Here is a 17,670-nt window from a genome sequence, read left to right on the forward strand (position 1 = left end):
TAATATGATAATTAAAAGACATATACCGACAAGATGAGATGTATTGCTCTGGTATATGTCTTTTTGTATTGTCAGATAAAATATAGCAATCCTCTTGTTATTTATGAGGATTGCTATAGAATCATTTAATGATAGTTCCGGTTTTTTCGAAATATCCATCCTTTGCATGTGCAATATCTGTGATGATCGTTCTTCTGTTATCTCCCTTTTCGATAAAAGAGATTCCGGCTTCGAACTTAGGAAGCATGGAGCCAGGGGCAAACTGATTGTCAGCCATATATTTCTTTGCATCATCTACAGAAATCGTATTAAGATATTCTTCATTGTCCTGACCGAGGTTCAGACTTACTTTCTCAACACTGGTAAGGATCAGAAGAGTATCTGCATTTAATTCCTGTGCAAGAAGTCCGCTGGAAAGGTCTTTCTCAATGATCGCACTTGCACCATGAAGATCGATTCCCTGTTCCATAACCGGGATTCCGCCGCCGCCTGCTGCGATTACTACCTGTCCTGCATCTACAAGTGTACGGATTGTTTCCAGCTCTATGATTTTCTGTGGTTTCGGAGCTGCCAGGATTCTTTTATATGTGCCGTCAGCCAGTTTAGTGACAAAGTTTCCTTTGTTTTCTTCAGCTTCAGCCTCTTCTTCTGTAAGGACACGTCCGATGATCTTCTCAGGTTCAGCGAAAGCATCATCATATGGATCAATGACAACCTGTGTAAGGATAGTAGCTACCGGTTTATAAATACCGCGGGAAATAAGTTCTGCGCGGATTGCAGTCTGGAGGTCATATCCGATATAACCCTGACTCATTGCTGAACATACGGACATAGGTGCAAATGTATAGTCAGGATGTGTTTTACCAAATTCATTCATGGCTGTGTGGATCATTCCAACCTGTGGACCGTTACTGTGGGAAATGACTACACGATTTCCGGCTTCTACAAGATCTGCGACAGCTTTGGCTGCTTTTTTTGTAGCGATTTTCTGCTCCGGTAAGGTGGTTCCTAATGCTCTGTGGCCCAGTGCAACTACTGTAATTTTCTCACTCATGGGAATTACCTCGATTCTTTCATGTTCTTTAAATATGATATCTGCGGGTCAAAAGTCTTATCATATAAGGAGAAAAGAATTTTTGAATCTTTGTCAATGATATCATAAATATTCAATCATATTGATATCCTACATTATAAAAGACTGCAAGTAGAATTGCAATAGAAAATAAGGCAAAAAACAAACAGCCCTCACATTTCTGTGAAAGCTGTTTTGTTTTTTGAGGGGGGAGATAGAGAGTGGTTTTTCATCTATCCAAGACCAATTATATGGGAAAATTATGTTCAAAGTATGTCGAATTTCTGAAACAATCGGTAAATTTATAAAAGAATTATAAACAAATACGAAAAATAAAAAGTGGTATCTTGTTTTTATAACAGAGACATGTTAAAGTAAAACCATCGACAGTGTTCTTTACGGAGAAACAGAAAGCTGTTGATATCGTTCCTGTTTTCTGCAGGTACAACGTTCTTATTTTCATGCACCGGTCCGGTGCAGAGATTTCCAACTATTTATTGATGATTCAGGAGATATTTTTAAATCCTGAGCAGAAACCCTGAAAATATTTTGTTATGCGGGATGGAGAGGGGAGATGTGTATGTCTGCGAATATTTGTCTGACAGGCTTCTAAGGAAAAAGGTATAGTTTTAACAGTAAAAATACGTCAGATAACATAGAATAAAATTTCAGGAGAAAGAGAGAATGAAAAAAAGAATATGGAATCAGTTAAAAAAAGCAGCAATGATGACTGCTGCTATCGGGATGTTGGGAACCGGTGCGGCATCTGCTGCTGAATTCGGAGAAACAGAATTGTCCGTGCCTGCCGTAAGTTTAAGAGAGTATGCAGAATGGACTGATGAGGAGAATTTTCAGGCAGAACTTACACTGGAAGTGAGTGGCCTGAAAGAACTGTATAAAAAAGAATATGAGAATCCGAATCCGGAGAATGTACATGGGCAGACAGAAGAAACGGATGTATCAGCAGAGGAGAACGCAGATGTGGCATCAGTGGAAAATATGGAATATAAAGCAGAAACCGGGGATACGGAAAGCGGATCAGAGAATATAGCGGTGAATGAGGAAGGAGAAGAATATCACAACGCAGAAGAGAATATAAAAAGTGAAGAATACCAGAATGCGGAAAAAAATGTGGGAAAAGAATATCGGACTGAAGGAGAAAATGCGGAAGAAAATGAAAATCAGGTTACAGGAGAACAGATTACAGAAAAAGAAGAAAAAACAGTAAGATCCAATACAGAGATTAGCAGATATTTTCTGACAGCATACATTTCAGAATATTTTCAGGTAAAGGAAGATGATCTGAAACATGATATGCAGGCAGAGTCTGTGCAGATACAAAATCAGAAAGGTGAGATAACCCAGATTACAAAGCTGACCTGTGAGGTGCTGCTTTCGGATGCGGAAACAGATGTTTTCAGTTTGAAGGTACCGATATCTCTCAGGGAAGAATATCGTATCTCTCCTGTACAAGTGGATTATCCACTGTGCCAGGACACACCGCTTTATAAAGATCAGGATGGTTCAGGAGCATATGTCTGGATGAAAGCGGGGGAAGAGGTTCAGACAATGGCGGTATCTCCTTCTGCTTTACTTTCTGTACAGGAAGCAAAAACAGGAATTGCAGCTCAATTGCAGCAGGAAACAAAAGAGGCGCGTGCAGGACAGGAACTGGTCTATATACTGTCAGTACAAAATACAGGAGATTTGTCACTGGAAAATATAGAGATATCCGGTACTTTTTCTGAAAGCGGTATGAAAGCCGGATGGAAGCAGGAAGAGGGATTTACAGTAAATGGTATGCAGGGAATCATCTCCTGTCTTAAGGCCGGAGAAATCAGGCAGGTTCGGATGATAGTGGAGCCGACAGAAGAACAGACTGGAGAAATTATCAATACTGTAACTGTGAAAGCGAAACATCCGGGAAAAGAAGAAAATATTGAATGCCAGAAATCTGTCAAAACAGAGATAACTGCATTAAAGGCCGCCTTTGAGGTGGAGAAAACGGCAGACAGAACACAGGCATATCCGGGGGATACGATTACATATCAGATCTGTATCCGAAATACAGGCGAGCGGACACTGCATTCGGTTTTAAGCACGGAAAGATTCCGGAATGCCGGAATACAGGCAAAATTTGTCCAGAAAGAAGGTGTGACATTAAACAGTAGCGGTACGCAGGCACTGATTCCACAGATTGCACCGGGAGAGGCATTTGTACTCTATGCAACAGTGACGGTTCCTCAATATCAGGCAAGTCAGGAATTGGTCAATGAGGTAACAGTTACTTCTAATGAAACCGGCTCACAGGCAATCACATCTCAGGCAAATGTAAAACTGACCGGAAATGATAATACTGTTACAGTCACACCACAGCCTACGTCTGCACCTGTGGCGGTTCAGAGTTATGGATATGAGTCAAAGTCCGGAAATGCCTATACTGCTGCTTCCAAGCCGCGTACAGGAGACGAAACGGAAACAGCTTTGTATATTGTGCTGGGAATTTTTGCCATTATGTCCGGAGTCAGCGCATTCTGTTATATGAAAACAAAAAAACATCAGAAGTAGATAAACAACGTTGAAACGACAGGGGAGGTGTGATATTCTTATATAGAATATACGCTTTATAGCAATTCTCGTAAATAATGCATTATTTTAGAGGATTGCTATAGTAAAACACCTCCGCCTGATTTTGAGAAAATTGTTACAGAAGGCTGTATAAAATTCAGGCAGGCAGGAAATGATATGGAGGATTAAAATGAAATTAGTATCCTTGCTAGAAAAGCTGGAGTATACATGCCTTCAGGGCAGTACAGACCAGGAAGTAAAGAATGTTATTTATGATTCCCGGAAGGTAGAAGAGGGTTCTCTTTTTATCTGTATCCGTGGCGCAGTGGTGGATGGTCATAAATTTGTGCCGGATGTAGTTGCAAAAGGAGCGAAGGTTCTGATCGTGGAGGAAGCTGTTGAGGCACCGGAGGATGTGACAGTCATTCTTGTGAAAGATACCCGATATGCGATGGCATTTATTTCTGCCGCATATTTCGGTCATCCGGCAGAGAAACTGAAGACAATCGGTATTACAGGAACCAAAGGAAAAACAACCACTACTTATATGGTAAAGTCCATTCTGGAGAATGCCGGATATAAAGTAGGTCTGATCGGAACCATTGAAACGATCATTGGTGATAAAGTAATTCCCTCAAAGAATACAACACCGGAGTCCTATATGATCCAGGAGTATTTCCACGAGATGGCGGAAGCCGGATGTGACTGTGTGGTTATGGAGGTGTCTTCCCAGGGACTGATGCTTCACAGAACTCAGGGATTTGTTTTTGATTTTGGTATTTTTACAAATATTGAGCCGGATCATATCGGACCAAATGAACATAAAGATTTTGATGATTATCTCAGATGTAAATCCTTGCTTCTGAAGCAGTGTAAGGTAGGAATTGTCAACAGAGATGACGAGCATTTTGAGAAGATTATCGAAGGCCATACCTGCAGTCTGGAAACTTATGGGTTCTCACCGGAGGCTGATCTTCGTGCAGAAGATGCAAAACTGGTCGGAGGTAAAGGATATCTGGGTATTTCCTACCATCTGAAAGGACTTCTGGATTTTCATGTGGAGATTGATATCCCAGGTAAATTCAGTATTTATAATTCGCTGACAGCAATCGCAATCTGCCGTCATTTTAAGGTTTCCGAAGAGAATATTCTCAAAGCACTGAGGGTTGCCAGGGTAAAGGGCCGTATCGAAATGGTGAAAGTATCTGATGATTTTACCCTTATGATCGACTATGCGCATAATGCCATGGCTCTGGAGAGTCTTCTGACCACGTTGAAGGAGTATCATCCTCACAGACTGGTATGTCTGTTTGGATGCGGAGGCAACAGATCAAAGCTCCGCCGCTATGAGATGGGGGAAGTTGCGGGGAAGCTTGCGGACCTTACAATCATCACTTCTGACAACCCAAGAGATGAAGAACCTCAGGCGATTATCGATGATATTAAGATTGGTATGGCAAAAACTGATGGAAAATATGTGGAGATCGCAGACAGAAAAGAAGCCATTGCCTATGCAATCCATCATGGGGAACCGGGAGATATCATAGTTCTGGCAGGAAAGGGTCATGAGGATTATCAGGAAATTAAGGGAAAGAAATATCCGATGGATGAACGTGTCCTGATCGCAGATATTCTTGCCGGTAAATAGATGGCGGATCAAACAGGAATAAGTTCATGATATATGCTGATATAATAATTGATATTTCCAGTGATAAACTGGATCGGAGTTTTCAATATCGTATACCGGAGAGACTGGAGAAGGAAATAAAAGCAGGGATGGTGGTGGCCATCCCTTTTGGAAATTCCAGTCAGCTTCGTAAAGGATATGTGACCGGATTGTCAGATAAACCTAAGATCGCTCCTGAAAAGATTAAAGAAATCAGTAAAATCTGCAGCGGAGAGGAGACTACAGAATCCAGACTTATTGCTTTGGCAGCCTGGATGAGGGAAAATTATGGTTCTACGATGATACAGGCCCTCAGAACAGTACTTCCGGTTCAGGAGAAAATCAGGGCAAAAGAAAAAAAATATATATGTCTGGCCATTTCCGAAGACGCAGGCTGTCAGATGCTGAAAGAGCTTGAACAGACAAGATTTAAGGCAAGGACAAGACTTCTGCGGGAACTTCTGGAAAAAAAACGGTTGGATTTTACCCGGGCGTCGAAAGAACTGGGCGCGACCTCTGCTGTTGTAAAGAAAATGAAAGAGCAGGGGATTATCCGCATAGAATATGATGAAATAATGAGAAATCCTCTGAACATCGATGATATTACGGAAGAAGCGCCGATGCTCCTTACAGATGAGCAGGAAGCGGCAGTGAGACAGATACAAAAAGAGTGGGAAAAGCCCTCACCACGTCCTGTGCTGATCGAGGGTGTGACCGGAAGCGGGAAAACGCAGGTTTATATGAAGCTGATCGAAAAAACCATTTCTCAGGGAAAAGAGGCAATCGTGCTGATTCCGGAGATTGCGCTGACATATCAGACAGTACGCAGGTTTTATGCCAGATTTGGAGATAAAGTATCAGTCATCAATTCAAGACAGTCTCAGGGAGAACGTTATGATCAGCTCAGGCGCGCAAAAAGGGGAGAAATCCAGATAATGATTGGTCCCAGATCAGCATTGTTTACTCCGTTTGCCAATCTGGGACTGATCATTATTGATGAAGAACATGAACCAAGTTATAAAAGTGAGAGCAGTCCCCGTTATCATACAAGAGAAACTGCAATCCAGAGGGCTGCTTTTGAACATGCAAATGTAGTGATGGGATCGGCAACTCCCTCAGTGGAAGCTTACAGTAAGGCAATGAAGGAAGAATATGGTCTGGTTCGACTGAATGTGAGATACGGAAGCAGACCGATGCCTCAGGTTTCCATTGTGGATCTGCGGGAAGAACTAAAGGCAGGAAATCGGTCTGTACTGAGCAGAGAACTTCGGGAAAAGATGAAAAGCCGGTTTGAGAAAAAAGAACAGGTAATGCTTTTTCTGAACCGCAGAGGATATGCAGGATTTGTTTCATGTCGTTCCTGTGGACATGTGATGAAGTGTCCTCATTGTGATGTTTCTCTCTCAGAGCACAATAACGAAAGACTTTTGTGCCATTATTGCGGATATGAAACAGGAAAGCCAGAGACATGTCCGGTGTGCGGTTCGCCTTATATCGGCGGATTTAAGGCAGGAACACAGCAGATTGAGAAGATTGTGCGGGAAACCTTTCCGGGAATCAGGACTCTCAGGATGGATTTTGATACAACGAGAACCAAGGGCAGCTATGAGAAAATCCTTGCAGCTTTTGCGGCTCATGAGGCAGAGGTGCTGATCGGAACGCAGATGATCGTTAAAGGACATGATTTCCCGGATGTTACACTGATGGGAGTAGTTGCAGCAGATCTTTCTCTGAACGCTGAGGACTACCGGTGTGCGGAACGTACTTTCCAGCTACTCTGTCAGGCAGCAGGCCGGGGCGGTCGGGGGGAAAAGCCGGGAGAAGCAGTGATCCAGACCTATCATCCGGATCATTACAGTATCCAGGCGGCAGCAGTGCAGGATTATCAGGCATTCTATGAGGAAGAAATGAGTTACCGTATGCTTCTGGACTATCCTCCTGCGGCTCATATGCTGGCAGTTCTTGGCTCTGGCCCTGAAGATGAGAAGCTGACCCAGGCTATGCATTACCTGAAGCTTTATATAGAAAGGATATACAAAGAAAATGACCTGCATGTTATCGGGCCGGCATATGCGGCGGTCGGTAAAGTAAAAGATATTTACAGACAGGTTATTTATCTGAAACATAAAGATTATAAAACTCTGGTGCATATCAAAGACCAGATGGAGAAATATATAGAGATAAATTCCGGTTTCCGGAAAATATACATACAGTTTGATTTCAGTTAATTATGGCAGTTTTTTTTAATTTCATCGCTGCAAGCGGAGAACATAACTGTGAAGGTATTGAACAGTTATGAATTGCGATAATAATAATCAGAGAAGAGGAGAATAAAAATGGCACTTAGAAAAATCAGAGTAGAAGGCGACGAAGTACTTACAAAGGTCAGCAGACCAGTAGAGAAGATGACACCACGTATCCATGATCTGATTGAAGATATGCTTGACACCATGTACGATGCAATGGGGGTGGGACTTGCCGCACCACAGGTTGGTATGCTGAAACGTATCGTTGTGATCGATGTAGGAGAGGGACCACTTGTACTGATCAATCCTGAAATTCTTGAAACATCAGGTGAGCAGACTGGTGATGAAGGCTGCTTAAGTGTGCCTGGAATGGCAGGTCAGGTAACACGTCCGAACTATGTAAAAGTAAAAGCACTGGATGAAGATATGAACGAAGTAGAATATGAAGGAGAAGGTCTTCTTGCTCGTGCCTTCTGTCATGAAATCGATCATCTGGATGGACATATGTATACAGAACTGGTAGAAGGAGAACTTCATCATGTTTCCTATGACGAGGATGAGGAGTGATACAGGAAATATCTCATGAAGTGTGTTGCCGGGCACGGAGTGAACGGTAATTGTCTGAAAGATAAAGAGAAATGTGCAGGCAGTATAATGCCGCAGAAGAAAGAAGAGGTAAGATTATATAAATGAAGACAGTATTTATGGGAACACCGGATTTTGCAGTACCCTCATTACATGCACTGGTGGAAGCCGGATATGAGGTGGCAGCAGTAGTGACTCAACCTGATAAACCGAAAGGGCGCGGGAAAACATTGCTGCCTACACCTGTAAAGGAAGAAGCTGTTATGCATGAGATTCCTGTATATCAGCCGAAAAGAGTAAGAAATAATCCTGAGTTTCTGGATATCCTAAAAGAAATCAATCCCGATATCATAGTTGTTGCTGCATATGGACAGATTATTCCAAAAGAAATCCTGGAACTTCCAAAGTTTGGATGTATCAATATCCATGCATCACTTCTTCCGAAGTACAGGGGAGCAGCTCCGATCCAGCAGGCTGTGATCGACGGGGAAAAAGTATCTGGTGTAACGATCCAGCATATGGGAGAAGGTCTTGATACCGGTGACATGATTTCAAAGATTGTAATCCCGCTCTCTCAGGAAGAAACCGGTGGAAGTCTGTTTGGAAAACTTGCGCAGGCCGGTGCGGAACTGCTGATAAAGACGTTGCCATCTATTGAGCAGGGAACAGCAAAGTTTGAGAAACAGCCGGAGGAGAGTCCTACACCTTATGCGGCTATGATCACCAAACAGATGGGACTGATGGATTTCAGAAAATCTGCAGAAGAGCTGGAACGTCTTGTCCGTGGCTTGAATCCATGGCCAAGTGCTTATACATTTCTTAATGGAAAAACTCTGAAAGTGTGGAAATGTAAAGTCAGCACTGAGAAAACAGAGGCTGCTCCTGGAACAATCTTCCTGACAGATAAAGAGGGAATCCATACAGCATGTGGAGAAGGAGTGCTGATCCTTACAGAGGTACAACTGGAAGGTAAGAAGCGTATGGAAACGGAAGCTTTTCTCCGGGGATATCATATTGAAACTGGAATTGTTTTTACAGATCATAAGGAGTGATTAGATGTACGGATATTATTATTTTGATCCTACTTATTTATTGCTGGTTATCGGAATGGTGCTGTCCTTGCTGGCGTCTGCAAAAGTAAAGAGTACATTTTCTGTTTACAGCAGAGTACACAGTGCATCAGGGCTTACCGGAGCTGATGCTGCCAGAAGGATTCTTCGTATGTCAGGAATTACAGATGTTACGGTAGTACCCATATCCGGCAGCCTGACAGACCACTATGATCCGGGAAGTAAGAAACTGGCACTTTCCCAGGATGTATATGATAAAACATCTGTGGCTGCGATCGGAGTGGCTGCGCATGAATGCGGACATGCTATCCAGCATGCAACTAACTATATGCCATTGAATCTTCGTTCTGCGATTGTACCTGTTGCAAACCTTGGTTCTACACTTTCCTGGCCACTGTTCCTGGCGGGACTGATCTTTTCCATCCGTCCGTTGCTGACTGTGGGAATTATACTGTTTACTTTTGCAGTTATTTTCCAGCTTATAACTCTTCCGGTAGAATTCAATGCTTCTTCAAGAGCGTTGAAAATGCTTGGAAGTTCAGGAATGCTTGGAAACGATGAGGTAAAAGGTGCAAGAAAGGTTCTTACAGCGGCAGCACTCACCTATGTTGCAGCACTTGCTTCATCAATCCTGCAGCTTTTAAGATTGATCATACTTGCCGGAGGAAGAGATCGTGACTAATGGAATAAATACAAGAGAACTGATATTACAGATATTACTGGAAATTGAGGAAGAGGGAAAACACAGCCATATTGCAATCCGCAATGCTCTTTCCAAATATCAGTTCCTTCCAAGACAGGAGAGAGCCTTTATCACCAGAGTCTGTGAAGGAACACTGGAATATCGTATTTTAATAGATTATATTATTAATTCATATTCAAAAGTAACTGTAGATAAAATGAAGCCTGTGATTAGGGAAATTTTGAGAAGTGCTGTCTATCAGATCAGATTTATGGACAGTGTGCCGGACAGTGCAGTGTGTAATGAGGCAGTAAAACTGGCACAGAGAAAAGGTTTTTACAGTCTGAAACCTTTTGTAAACGGTGTGCTTCGTACGATTGCCAGAGAATGGAAAAATCTGAAATTTCCATTAAGAGAGGAAAATCCGGTTAGGTATCTGTCTGTCAGATATTCCATGCCGGAAACACTGGTAAAACGCTGGCTTGAAGATTACGGGGAAGAAAAGACAGAGAAGATCCTTGCAGATTTTCTCACAGAGAAGCCGATCACAGTGCGTTGCAGAACCCATAAATATCCACAGAAAGAGATTTATGAGAGCCTGGTCGATCAGGGAGTAAAGGTGAAACCTGCACCTTATCTGCCATATGCGTATGAAATTTCAAATTATAACCACATTCTTGCACTAGATGCCTTTATCCAGGGAAAGATCCAGGTCCAGGATGTAAGCTCCATGCTGGTTGCAGAAGTTGCAGATCCGCAAAAAGGGGATTATGTGATAGATATGTGTGCGGCACCTGGCGGAAAGAGTCTTCATATTGCAGATAAGATGGGAGATTACGGAATAGTAGACGCACGTGATGTCAGTCAGTATAAAGTGGATATGATTGAAGAGAATGTTCACAGAACTGACTGTATCAATGTGCAGGCTCATGTGATGGATGCTACAGTATTTGACGTGGATTCAGAACTGAAGGCAGATATTGTTCTTGCAGATGTTCCCTGCTCAGGATATGGAGTAATTGGAAAAAAGCCGGAGATCAAATACAGAGTAACGCCTCAGAAACAGGAAGAGATCGTGATCCTTCAGAGAACAATCCTTGACTGTGCAGCGGAATATGTGAAGCCGGGCGGAGTACTGGTATTCAGTACCTGTACCATTGCAAAAGAAGAAAATGAAGAGAATATGCTGTGGTTTATGAATAATCATCCGTTTAAACTGGAAAGTATTGATCCTTATCTGCCGGAGGAACTGCATTCTGAGACAACAGCTCTGGGTTATCTGCAGCTTTTGCCGGGAGTGCACAAAACAGATGGCTTCTTTATTGCAAAATTCAGGAGAAAATAAATAATGACAGATATTAAGTCAATGACAATCGATGAATTAAAGGAACTGATGATTACGCTTGGAGACAAGCCTTTTCGTGCGAAACAGATTTACAGTTGGCTGCATGAACATCTGGTTACCTCTTATGACGAGATGACCAATCTTTCCAAAAGCCTGAGAGAAAAGCTGAAAGAATATCCTGTTACAGCACTGGAAATGGTAGATGTACAGACATCCAAGATTGACGGTACACAGAAGTATCTGTTTCGTCTCAGCGACGGGAATGTAATAGAGAGCGTTCTCATGCGGTACAAACATGGAAATTCTGTCTGTATTTCTTCCCAGGTGGGATGCCGTATGGGATGCAGATTCTGTGCCTCTACCATAGGAGGACTGACCAGATGCCTTCTTCCCTCAGAAATGCTGGACCAGATATACAGGATACAGGTTCTGACGGGAGAAAGAGTTTCCAATGTTGTGGTCATGGGAACAGGGGAACCTCTGGATAATTATGAGAATCTTCTCAGATTTATACATATCCTGACAGAGGACGGAGGACTTCACATCAGTCAGAGAAATCTGACCGTATCTACCTGCGGGCTGGTTCCGAAGATTTATGATCTTGCGAGAGAAAAGCTTCAGATGACCCTTGCACTTTCTCTTCATGCACCTAATGATGTGAAACGCCGGGAACTGATGCCGATCGCAAACAAATACAGCATGGATGAAGTTCTGGAAGCCTGCCGCTGTTATTTTGAAGAAACGGGACGCAGGATTACATTTGAATACAGTCTGGTAGCTGGAGTCAATGACAGCGATGAGGATGCAAGAGAACTTTCCGGCAGGATCAGAGATATAAACTGTCATGTAAACCTGATTCCGGTAAACCCTATTAAGGAGCGTTCTTTCGCGCGTTCAACAAGACAGGCTGTGGAGAATTTCAAAATAAAACTTGAAAAATGTGGAATAAATGTTACTATTAGAAGAGAAATGGGCAGTGATATTGACGGTGCCTGTGGACAGCTAAGAAAAAGTTATATGGAAAAAACAGAAAGCGAGAAGTGACATGAGGATATATTCAGCTACTGATGTCGGGCAAAAGCGGGAAATGAACCAGGATTATGTGTTTGCAACTGCTGACCCGGTTGGAAATCTTCCGAATCTGTTTGTTGTTGCAGATGGTATGGGAGGTCATAATGCAGGAGATTATGCATCTTCTCATGCCGTTACATCTATGGTGGAGGAAATCCGGCAGGATGCAGATTTTAATCCGGTAAAAGTAATCCGTCATGCCATTGAATGTGTAAATACCGAGATTCTTACTCAGGCACAGCAGGATGAGAAACTCAGGGGAATGGGGACTACGATGGTGGCAGCTACTATTGTAGGACATTACGCTTATGTGGCAAATGTAGGTGACAGCAGGCTTTACGTGATCGGAGAGGAGATTCAGCAGATAACAAGGGATCACTCACTGGTGCAGGAAATGGTAAGGATGGGAGAACTTGATGCTGAACAGGCAAGGAAACATCCGAAGAAAAACATCATTACAAGGGCACTTGGAGCAGAAAAGACAGTGGATATTGATTTCTTTGATCTGAAACTGAAACCCGGAGATGTGGTTTTGATGTGTTCGGACGGACTCAGCAACATGGTTGAGGACAGCCAGCTTAAAGAGATTATTTCTGACACAGATACAGATCTGGATGAAAAAGGCAGGATACTTATCAGAGAAGCAAACCGCAATGGTGGCAAGGATAATATTGCAATTGTATTGGTAGAACCATTCGCAGATGAGGTGAAAGCATGTTAAAAACGGGAATGATCATAGCAGAGCGCTATGAGATATTAGGAAAAATTGGTACCGGCGGAATGGCGGACGTATACAAAGCAAAAGACCATAAGCTGAATAGGTTTGTTGCTGTAAAAGTTCTTAAGCCGGAATTTAGAGAGGATACAACATTTATCCGGAAATTTAAAAGTGAAGCACAGGCTGCGGCAGTCCTGACCCATCCGAATATAGTAAATGTATTTGATGTGGGGGATGATAACGGGGTTTATTACATCGTTATGGAGCTTATCGAAGGAATTACCCTTAAAGAATACATTTCCAAAAAGGGTAAGCTTTCTGTAAAAGAGGCAACCAGTATTGCAATCCAGGTATCTATGGGGCTTGAAGCCGCACACAGCCACGGGATTGTACATCGTGATGTAAAGCCGCAGAATATTATCATTTCCATGGATGGAAAGGTAAAGGTGACAGATTTTGGTATTGCAAGGGCTGCTTCTTCCAATACCATAAGCTCAAATGTGATGGGATCTGTTCATTACAGTTCACCGGAACAGGTCAGAGGCGGATACAGTGATGAGAAGAGTGATATCTATTCGCTGGGTATTACGATGTATGAAATGGTGACAGGCAAGGTTCCTTTTGATGGAGATACGACAGTAGCCATCGCTATCAAACATCTTCAGGAAGAGATTGTTCCGCCCAGTGTTTACACACCGGAGCTTCCGCACAGTCTGGAGCAGATCATTCTGAAATGTACACAGAAGAGTGTGGACCGCCGTTATCAGAATATGGAGGATGTGACCGCGGATCTGAAGCATTCTCTGATCGATCCCCAGGGAGATTTCGTAACTTTGACTTCTGTGGATAATGAAGCAAAAACTGTTGTAATTTCGGATAAAGAACTTGGCGAGATCAAGCATATGCCAAAGCAGATTTCAAAATCGGAACCTGAAACTCTGGAAGAAGAAATCAATGAAACAGATTATGATGATGAGCCAGAGGAGAAAAAACGCAGAAACAGATCTGACAAGACCGGGAAGAAGAAAAAACGCGGCGGACATGGAATGACGATTGCCATGCTCCTTATGGGAATCGTCATTCTGGTCGCAATCATTCTGGTTGCAGGAAAAGCATCCGGACTTATTGGAAGCGGCAGTGATACAGACAAAAAAAATGAGGCATCAGATACGTCGGAAACGGATGATGATGGAATGGTAACTGTGCCGGATCTGCGGGGAAAAACTGAGGATGAAGCAAAGGATATGACAAAAGATATGAAGCTTGGAATTCAGCCTATGGGTGAGGAAGCTTCTACTCAGGCTAAGGGAACGATTTCTTCTCAGGATATTCCAAAAGGAAGCAAAGTAGAGCAGTATACGACTATCAAGTATTACATCAGCAAGGGTACACAGCAGATTACAATTCCCGATGTGGACGGTCAGACAGGTGTGGATGCGCAGCAGACACTGGAAGACATGGGATTAACTGTCAATGTTCAGAAAGAATACAGTGAACTGAATGATGACGGTACACCGGTCACAGATCCCGGATATGCAGTTTCCACAACTCCTTCTGCGGGTGAAAATGTTTCATCAGGAGATACTGTCACATTGATTGTCAGCCGTGGAGTTGACTACGGTGACAGCGTGGAAGTTCCAAGTGTTGTTGGAATGACAAAGAATGATGCAGTTACTACTTTCGGTAAATTCCTCAATGTAGAGGTAAAAGAAGAAAAGAGTACGGAAGTGGCAGCAGGGGAAGTGGTTTCCCAGGAGCCGGAAGCCGGAAACTGGGAAGATCCTGATAATGTGAATGTGGTGATCACAGTAAGTACAGGGTCTCAGGAACCGACAACTCAGAGCGACAGTACAACTATGGAGAGTGCATCTGATAACACGGTACAGACAGCAGATAACAGTGCAGCTGTTGCAGCGGGAGAAGTATGGAAATGTACACAGACTCTGAATACCCCGTCAGGATATTCCGGAGGTCCGGTCCGTCTGGAGCTGGTCCAGAATGTAAACGGAACCCCGACTGCCTCTGTTGTTCTGGAAAATCAGGTAATCCAGTTCCCGTATGATCTGGATATCACAGGTGCGTCTGGTGTCAGTGAGGGTACTTTATATCTGTCCGAACAGATCAATGGTGTTTATCAGGAACTTGGAAATTATTCCATTACATTTGCTAAGGCAGAGTAATCCATGCAGGGAAAGATAATCAAAGGAATTGCAGGATTTTATTACATCTATGCTGAAAATGATGAGATTTATGAATGCAAGGCAAAGGGAATATTCAGAAAAGATAAACAGAAACCTCTTGTAGGGGATAATGTGGAGATAGAGGTTCTGGATGAACAGGGAAAGGAAGGCAGTGTGACTGCCATCCTTCCCAGAAAAAATTCACTGATACGTCCGGCAGTTGCCAATGTGGATCAGGCTTTTGTGATTTTTGCAATGGAGAATCCGAAACCCAATTTTATGTTGCTTGACCGTTTCCTGATCATGATGGAGAAAGAAAATGTTCCGGCAGTTATATGTTTTAACAAGAAAGATCTTGCAAAACAGGAAGAACTGGAACTTTTATATGAAACCTATAAGAGCTGTGGATATGATGTGATCTTTTCCAGTACTTTCAGTGGAGAGGGACTGGATGAGATACGCAGAATCCTGAAAGGAAAGACAACCGTAGTTGCAGGACCTTCCGGTGTGGGAAAATCTTCAATCACCAATGCATTGCAGGAGAATGTGCAGATGGAAACCGGAGAGATAAGTAAGAAGCTGAAACGTGGAAAGCATACAACACGTCATTCTCAGGTAATACCGGTGGGACATGATACTTATCTGATGGATACACCGGGATTTTCTTCTTTATATCTGACAGATATAGAGGAACAGGAGTTAAAAGATTATTTCCCGGAATTTCGCAGGTATGAAGAAAAATGCAGGTTTCAGGGATGCAGACATATCCATGAACCGGACTGTGGTGTGAAGGCAGCACTGGAGGAACATGAGATCAGCCAGCTTCGATATGAAGATTATCTGGCACTTTATAATGAATTAAAAGAGAAAAGGAGATTCTAATTATGTATCAGTTGTGCCCTTCTATTTTGTCGGCAGATTTTAACCGTTTGGGCGAACAGATCAAAACCCTGGAAAAAGAGGGGATTGAATGGCTTCATATTGATGTTATGGATGGTGATTTTGTACCGAGTATTTCTTTTGGGATGCCGGTGATAAAATCTATCCGAAAGGAATCAAAGATGTTTTTTGATGTACATCTTATGGTTACAGAGCCTGAGAGATATATCAGAGATTTTGTGGAATGTGGAGCTGATTCTATTACAGTACATGCGGAAGCGTGTGAAGATCTTGAAAGAACGATCGAGCAGATTCGTGAGGCAGGTGTGAAAGTGGGGATTTCAATCAAACCGGCAACACCTGTTAATGATATCAGCCATATGCTCAGGGATGTGGATATGGTGCTGATCATGACTGTACAGCCCGGATTTGGCGGTCAGAAGTATATGGAGGAATGTACAGAGAAGATCAGGGAAGTACGTGAACTGATCGATGCCGAAGATCTGGATGTTGATGTTCAGGTTGATGGCGGAATCAATGATGAGACAATGGAAACAGTACTCACAGCAGGGGCAAATCTGCTGGTAGCAGGTTCTTATGTATTCAGAGGCGATCTGGAGAAAAATGTAAAACATGCCAGAAGACGAATGGATGAGATCATAAGAAGGATTGACTGAGGACATGACAGATACAATAATTGTAAGCGGGGGCGATATCCAGAGTGATTTTGCCCTCGATTTTTTGGAAAAGAAGATCAAAGAAAATGAAAAAATATGTCTGATTGCAGCGGACAGAGGACTGGAGTTTTTTCTGGAACATCAGCTCCTGCCGGATGTGGCGATAGGAGATTTTGACAGCCTTTCAGAAGAAGGAAGAGGTTTTCTTGAAATTCATGAGAAGGGAAGCGGAAATGGAGAAATCCCTTATGGCGGGATGATGGGTTGGAAGGTGCAGAAGAGTTTCAGAGATGAAGCAAAAGAGATAACAGTTATTCGTTTGAGACCGGAAAAAGATGATTCAGATACACAGTCTGCCATGAATTATGCGATTCAAAATGGTGCGAAGAAGATTATGGTCCTTGGAGTGACCGGAAACAGAGTGGATCATCTGATGGCCAATTTCGGTCTTCTGGTTCTGGCAAAGAAACAGGAAACGGAAGTAATACTGGCAGATCAGTATAATTATATGAAACTTGTTTCAGATGGAGAAATCATAAAAAAGTCAGAACAGTTTGGAAAATATGTATCATTTTTTCCACTTGGAGGAGATGTGACAGGACTGACACTGGAGGGATTTAAATATTCTCTTGATAATTATCATCTGACAACAGCAGACAGCGGACTGACGGTAAGTAATGAGATTGTCAGTGAAAAGGCAAAAGTCACTTATCGATCAGGAACGCTGCTTATGATCATGGCACAGGATTAACAGCCATAGCAGTTCTGCCAAATGCATTTTAACGGGAATTATTATCAGATTATCATCCATTTCATGCCGGGTGACCGTAGTAATGCCGTACTTGCACATAGTAAGTGGTTATGCTAAAATAATGAAAGCGCAATAGAAACATTTGAAAATACTGTAAGAT

The 17,670-nt window shown here is 42.7% G+C and carries 14 protein-coding genes; 13 read left to right on the forward strand and 1 reads right to left on the reverse strand.

From position 1 onward, the window contains the following. Positions 1–121 precede the first annotated feature (121 nt). Positions 122–1,054: a carbamate kinase gene (gene arcC, locus G4417_RS01220; protein ID WP_173682335.1), complete on the reverse strand. Its 933-nt coding sequence runs from the start codon at positions 1,052–1,054 to the stop codon at positions 122–124. Positions 1,055–1,756: 702 nt separating this feature from the next. On the opposite strand from arcC, the gene G4417_RS01225 reads away from it, so the two are divergent. The 13 genes from G4417_RS01225 to G4417_RS01285 all read left to right on the forward strand — a co-directional run bounded on the left by G4417_RS01225 (position 1,757) and on the right by G4417_RS01285 (position 17,510). Then, complete coding sequence (locus tag G4417_RS01225) at positions 1,757–3,640, forward strand: DUF7507 domain-containing protein (RefSeq protein ID WP_173682336.1); 1,884 nt, start codon at positions 1,757–1,759, stop codon at positions 3,638–3,640. A gap of 190 nt (positions 3,641–3,830) precedes the next feature. Continuing rightward, the gene (locus G4417_RS01230) at positions 3,831–5,288 is read left to right on the forward strand and encodes a UDP-N-acetylmuramoyl-L-alanyl-D-glutamate--2,6-diaminopimelate ligase (protein WP_173682337.1); all 1,458 of its coding nucleotides are present in this window, start codon (positions 3,831–3,833) and stop codon (positions 5,286–5,288) included. Positions 5,289–5,314: 26 nt separating this feature from the next. Beyond that, complete coding sequence (gene priA / locus G4417_RS01235) at positions 5,315–7,534, forward strand: replication restart helicase PriA (RefSeq protein WP_173682338.1); 2,220 nt, start codon at positions 5,315–5,317, stop codon at positions 7,532–7,534. Positions 7,535–7,642: 108 nt separating this feature from the next. Then, positions 7,643–8,119: a peptide deformylase gene (gene def, locus G4417_RS01240; protein ID WP_173682339.1), complete on the forward strand. Its 477-nt coding sequence runs from the start codon at positions 7,643–7,645 to the stop codon at positions 8,117–8,119. Positions 8,120–8,241: 122 nt separating this feature from the next. Further along, the gene (fmt, locus tag G4417_RS01245; RefSeq protein WP_173682340.1) at positions 8,242–9,189 is read left to right on the forward strand and encodes a methionyl-tRNA formyltransferase; all 948 of its coding nucleotides are present in this window, start codon (positions 8,242–8,244) and stop codon (positions 9,187–9,189) included. A 4-nt stretch (positions 9,190–9,193) separates the two neighbouring features. After that, on the forward strand, positions 9,194–9,889 hold the full coding sequence (locus tag G4417_RS01250) for a zinc metallopeptidase (RefSeq protein WP_173682341.1): 696 nt from the start codon (positions 9,194–9,196) through the stop codon (positions 9,887–9,889). Next, the gene (rsmB, locus tag G4417_RS01255) at positions 9,882–11,234 is read left to right on the forward strand and encodes a 16S rRNA (cytosine(967)-C(5))-methyltransferase RsmB (RefSeq protein WP_173682342.1); all 1,353 of its coding nucleotides are present in this window, start codon (positions 9,882–9,884) and stop codon (positions 11,232–11,234) included. Before G4417_RS01250 ends, rsmB begins: the two co-directional genes overlap by 8 nt. 3 nt (positions 11,235–11,237) lie before the next feature. Continuing rightward, positions 11,238–12,278 carry a 23S rRNA (adenine(2503)-C(2))-methyltransferase RlmN gene (gene rlmN, locus G4417_RS01260; protein WP_173682343.1) on the forward strand — a complete coding sequence of 347 codons (1,041 nt, stop codon included), beginning with the start codon at positions 11,238–11,240 and terminating at the stop codon, positions 12,276–12,278. A gap of 1 nt (position 12,279) precedes the next feature. After that, a complete protein-coding gene (locus G4417_RS01265; RefSeq protein ID WP_173682344.1) occupies positions 12,280–13,026 on the forward strand; it encodes a Stp1/IreP family PP2C-type Ser/Thr phosphatase in 747 nt (248 codons plus the stop codon). Beyond that, complete coding sequence (gene pknB / locus G4417_RS01270; protein WP_173682345.1) at positions 13,020–15,203, forward strand: Stk1 family PASTA domain-containing Ser/Thr kinase; 2,184 nt, start codon at positions 13,020–13,022, stop codon at positions 15,201–15,203. The genes G4417_RS01265 and pknB overlap by 7 nt, the downstream gene beginning before the upstream one ends. Before the next feature lie 3 nt (positions 15,204–15,206). Beyond that, positions 15,207–16,085: a ribosome small subunit-dependent GTPase A gene (rsgA, locus tag G4417_RS01275; RefSeq protein ID WP_173682346.1), complete on the forward strand. Its 879-nt coding sequence runs from the start codon at positions 15,207–15,209 to the stop codon at positions 16,083–16,085. Continuing rightward, positions 16,085–16,759, forward strand: coding sequence for a ribulose-phosphate 3-epimerase (gene rpe / locus G4417_RS01280; RefSeq protein ID WP_334296868.1), 675 nt, complete (start codon positions 16,085–16,087; stop codon positions 16,757–16,759). Before rsgA ends, rpe begins: the two co-directional genes overlap by 1 nt. Before the next feature lie 4 nt (positions 16,760–16,763). After that, positions 16,764–17,510, forward strand: a complete 747-nt coding sequence (locus G4417_RS01285) for a thiamine diphosphokinase (RefSeq protein WP_173682348.1) — start codon at positions 16,764–16,766, stop codon at positions 17,508–17,510. Positions 17,511–17,670: the final 160 nt, after the last annotated feature.

The sequence above is a fragment of the Blautia wexlerae genome, from assembly GCF_013300825.1.
GTDB lineage: Bacteria > Bacillota > Clostridia > Lachnospirales > Lachnospiraceae > Blautia_A > Blautia_A wexlerae_B.